Origin of the sequence: Sandarakinorhabdus sp., assembly GCF_041689835.1 — a bacterium.
Taxonomy (GTDB): domain Bacteria; phylum Pseudomonadota; class Alphaproteobacteria; order Sphingomonadales; family Sphingomonadaceae; genus Sandarakinorhabdus.
Window position 1 is genome coordinate 1 of sequence record NZ_JBDNFM010000110.1, and the last position, 4,217, is coordinate 4,217.

Consider the following 4,217-nt stretch of genomic DNA (forward strand, 5'->3'; position numbering starts at 1 on the left):
AAACGGCGGCGTTCGGCATCAGGCTGGAATATGACAGCACGGCCCGCCGCGTCTTCATCCTCGACGTGTTCGAAACCGGGCCAGCGTTTGCCGCCGGCTTTGATCGCGGCGCCGAACTGCTCGCCGTCGGCACCGCGCCCGACAATATGGTGCCGGTCGCCACGTTGTTCGCGCAGGGCGGTTCCGCTGCCGTGTCCGATGCGCTGGGGCCAAGCCAGGTGGGCGTCACCCGCACGATCCGCTTCACGCTGAACGGCACCGAACGCACCGTCACCATCACCCGCGCGGAATTCAACATCCCGCCGGTGTCCAGCCGTTTTGGCGTGCAGACATTCGACGAGCCGGGGCTGGGGCGGGTTGGTTATGTCAATTTGCGCACCTTCATTTCCACCGCCGAAACCCCGCTGCGCGGCGCCTTTGCCCGCTTCCGCAGCGAGGGCGCGCGCCATATCATCGTCGATTTTCGCTATAACGGCGGCGGCCTGGTGCGCATCGCCGAAGTGATGGGCGATCTGATGGGCCAGGGCCGGCTGGCCAGCGATGTGTTCAGCTTCACCACCTTTCGCCCGTCCAAATCCGCCAGCAACGCCGCCCGCTTGTTCCGCGCCGCACCCGAAAGCGTGGCGCCGGCCAATCTGGCCTTCATCACCACCGATGCCAGTGCCTCGGCCAGCGAATTGGTGATCAACGCCATGCTGCCTTATGCCCAGAACCGGCTGACGCTGGTCGGCGAAAACACCTCGGGCAAACCGGTGGGCCAGATCGCCGTCGACCGCGCCGCCTGCGATGATCGGCTACGCGTCGTTGCCTTCGCCACTCAGAATGCCAGCCGCCAGGGCGATTATTACGATGGATTGGCGCCCTATTTGCCGTCACGCGGCGGGCGTACCTGCACTGCCAGCGATGATTACACTCAGCCGATGGGCACTCCGGCCGAAGCCTCCACCGGCCGTGCCATCGCCTCGCTGCGCGGCGAGAGTTGCGCCGCCATTGCCGCTGGCACGGGCGACATCCGCGAGCAATCACTCGGCCGCCTGCCCCTGCTCACCCGCGCCCCCAATGCCGCCCAGCGCGAGATGCCGGGAACCTTTTGACGCTGACGCCCTAAACCTTCAGCAACTGCTTCCCGAAATTCTTGCCTTCGAACAACCGGCGCAACGTGGCTGGGCAATTTTCAAAACCGTGCGCCACGTCCTCGGCCGTCGTCAACTTGCCCTCGCCCATCAGCTTGGATAATGCCGCCACGCCCTCGCCGTATCGCTTGGCGAAATCGAGCACGATGAAGCCTTCCATGCGCCCGCGCATGATCGTCAGGTTCATGTAATTGCGCAGGCCCGGTGAGCGATCTTGGGCGGTGTCGTTATAGCTCGAAATGCCGCCGCACAGCACCACCCGCGCGCCCAGCGCCAGATTGGCCAATGCGCCGTCCAGGATCTCGCCGCCAACATTCTCGAACAACACGTTCACGCCCTTTTTCGCGTGCTCGCGTATCTGACGTGCCACGTTGCCGGCGCGGTAATCGATGCAGGCATCCGCCCCGGCCTGTTCCACCACCCAGCGGCATTTTTCCTCGCCCCCGGCAATGCCGATCACCGTGCAGCCCAGCGCCTTGGCCACCTGCACCACCACGCTGCCGGTCGCGCCCGCCGCGCCCGATACCAGCACGGTATCGCCCGCCTTGGGCTTGCCGATTTCGGTCAGGCCGAACCACGCGGTCAACCCCGTCACCCCGAACACGCCCAGCGCCTGCTCCGGCGTGATGCCGCCGCGCAATTTGGTCACCGGGCCGGTTTCGGTCATCCCATCGCTCAACGCGTGTTCCTGCCAGCCGAAGGTGCCTTGCACGCTGTCACCCACGGCAAATCCGGGGTGCTTGCTTTCCACCACGTCGCCAATCCCGCCGGCGCGCACCACCCCGCCAATGGGAACCGCAGGCAGATAGGTATCCCCACCCAACCACCCGCGCTGGGTGGGGTCGAACGAAAAATGCGTCAGGCGCACAAGGAACTGCCCCTCACCCACTTCAGGCATCGGCACCATAACAAGATCGAAATCACTGTCTTTCAACGCGCCATCGGGACGGGTCTTCAGCAGCCAGCGGCGTGTATTGGTCATTTGAACAGGCTCCCCAAGATGCCGCGCAGCAGGCTTTTGCCCACACTGCCAGCCAATTGCCGGCCGATCGAACTTGCCGCCGAACGCGCCACCGATTCAATCACCTTTTCAGTGGTGCTCGGCCGGGCTGCGGCGCGGGCAGCGGCGCGGGCATTGACGGTTTCCAGCCGGGCGGCCTCGCGCTCGCGGGTCGCCGCCAGCCGTCCTTCGTCCTTGGCCGCCTGCGCATCCAGCTTGGCCTGCACGGCGGCCGCCTTGTCGGCTTGCGCCTGCCCGGCCTGCTCCTCGCGCTTCATCACCAGCAGCTCGGCAGCAGAATCGCGGTCAATCCGCTCCTCGTATTTGCCAGCAAACGGCGACGCATTGATCACGTCCATGCGCTCCCCCGGCGTCAGCGGCCACACCCGGCTGCGCGGCGGCGCAACACGGGTGCGTTCCACCGGGCTGGGCGCACCATCGGGCATCAACGTCGAAACCAGCGCCTCTCCCACTCTCATCTCGGTGATCACCGCTGCCACATCCAGCCGCGGATTGGGGCGGAAGGTTTCGGCCGCCGATTTGATGGCGCGGGCATCGCGCGGGGTAAAGGCGCGCAGCGCGTGCTGCACCCGGTTGCCAAGCTGGCCAGCGACTTTTTCCGGAATGTCGATCGGGTTCTGCGTGACGAAATACACGCCCACGCCCTTGGACCTTATCAGCCGCACCACCTGCTCCACCTTGTCCATCAACGCGTCGGGCGCTTCGTCAAACAGCAGGTGCGCCTCGTCAAAAAAGAACACCAATTTGGGTTTGTCGGGATCGCCGATCTCGGGCAGCGTCTCGAACAATTCGGCCAGCAGCCACAACAGAAACGTCGCATACAGGCGCGGGCTGTTCATCAATTTGTCGGCCGCAAGAATGTTCACCCGGCCGCGGCCCTTGGCGTCCAGCGCGATGAAATCGGTGATATCAAACGCCGGTTCGCCAAAAAACGCCGCGCCGCCCTGGCTTTCCAGCGTCAGCAGCTGGCGCTGGATCGAACCCACGCTGGCCTTGGTGACATTGCCATATTTGCTCGAAAGTTCGCCGGCGTTGTCGGCACACCAGGCCAGCATCGCCTGCAAGTCTTCCAGATCGAGCAGCAGCAGATCATGCTCATCGGCATATTTGAACGCGATGGTGAGCACGCCTTCCTGCGTATCATTCAGCCCCATCAACCGCGACAGCAGCAGCGGGCCCATTTCCGAAATCGTCGTGCGAATGGGGTGGCCCTGCTCGCCGAACAGATCCCAGAACACCACCGGCATGGCTTCCCAGTCATAATCCGCCATCTTGAGCTCAAGCGCGCGCTTGCCGGTCCAGGCTGCGGCCTCACTGCCAGCGCGTGCCATGCTGGCGATATCGCCTTTCACATCGGCCAGGAACACCGGCACCCCAGCGCGGCTGAACTCTTCCGCCAGGCCTTGCAGCGTCACCGTCTTGCCGGTGCCGGTGGCGCCCGCGATCAAGCCGTGGCGGTTGGCGCGCTTGAGCACCAGCGATTGCGGTGCGTCCTGATCCGAAAGGCCGATGAACAGGGAATCAGTCAAACCATGTCTCCTTGGCTGCGGCAGTTTCAGCGCGTTGGCGGCGTCACGTCCAGCCGGAAGATATCCGGCCGCGCATAGTGGCCGGCGGCATCGAAATCAAAACGGGCGCGCACCACGTCGGCCAGATCAACCTCGGCCATAATCAGCCCTTCGCCGCCCCGCAGTGGCCCGGCCAGCACCTCGCCCATCGGCGAAACGATCAGGCTGCCGCCGGCGATCAGCGGCACATCCACAGCCCGGTCGATCAGCGTTATCGCCTCGCCCAGTGCGGTTTGCGACGGCGGCAGCCACTGGCAGGCCGACACCAGAAAGCAGCGGCCTTCGTGAGCAATATGGCGCATCGCCACTTCCCATTGCGGGCGGTCGTCTACCGTGGGTGCCGCCCATAGTGTCACGCCCTGCTCATAAAGCGCGGCCCGAAAATGCGGCATGAAATTTTCCCAGCAGATGACCGGCGCGATGCGGCCCAGCGGACTGTCGAACGTGCGGACGTCGTCCGGCCCGCCCTGCCCCCACACCAGCCGTTCGGCAGCG

At 64.9% G+C, this 4,217-nt stretch carries 4 protein-coding genes; 1 reads left to right on the top strand and 3 read right to left on the bottom strand.

Annotated features, from left to right (window positions below):
• Positions 1 to 1,094 (top strand): S41 family peptidase (locus ACESL8_RS05780; RefSeq protein WP_372916754.1); only part of this gene is annotated, 1,094 nt, incomplete at its 5' end.
• A gap of 10 nt (positions 1,095 to 1,104) precedes the next feature.
• Here ACESL8_RS05780 and ACESL8_RS05785 read toward each other — a convergent pair.
• From ACESL8_RS05785 to ACESL8_RS05795, 3 genes are all read right to left on the bottom strand, one after another.
• The gene (locus ACESL8_RS05785; protein ID WP_372916756.1) at positions 1,105 to 2,115 is read right to left on the bottom strand and encodes an NADP-dependent oxidoreductase; all 1,011 of its coding nucleotides are present in this window, start codon (positions 2,113 to 2,115) and stop codon (positions 1,105 to 1,107) included.
• Entirely contained in the window at positions 2,112 to 3,683 is a 1,572-nt protein-coding gene (locus ACESL8_RS05790; RefSeq protein WP_372916758.1) for a helicase HerA-like domain-containing protein, read from the bottom strand. The genes ACESL8_RS05785 and ACESL8_RS05790 overlap by 4 nt, the downstream gene beginning before the upstream one ends.
• A gap of 26 nt (positions 3,684 to 3,709) precedes the next feature.
• The coding region (locus tag ACESL8_RS05795; RefSeq protein ID WP_372916760.1) for a nitrilase-related carbon-nitrogen hydrolase at positions 3,710 to 4,217 on the bottom strand (508 nt) is incomplete at its 5' end.

Excerpts from the sequence above, each read along its gene's own strand:
- ACESL8_RS05785 (WP_372916756.1), bottom strand. The coding sequence starts at position 2,115 with ATGACCAATACACGCCGCTGGCTGCTGAAGACCCGTCCCGATGGCGCG.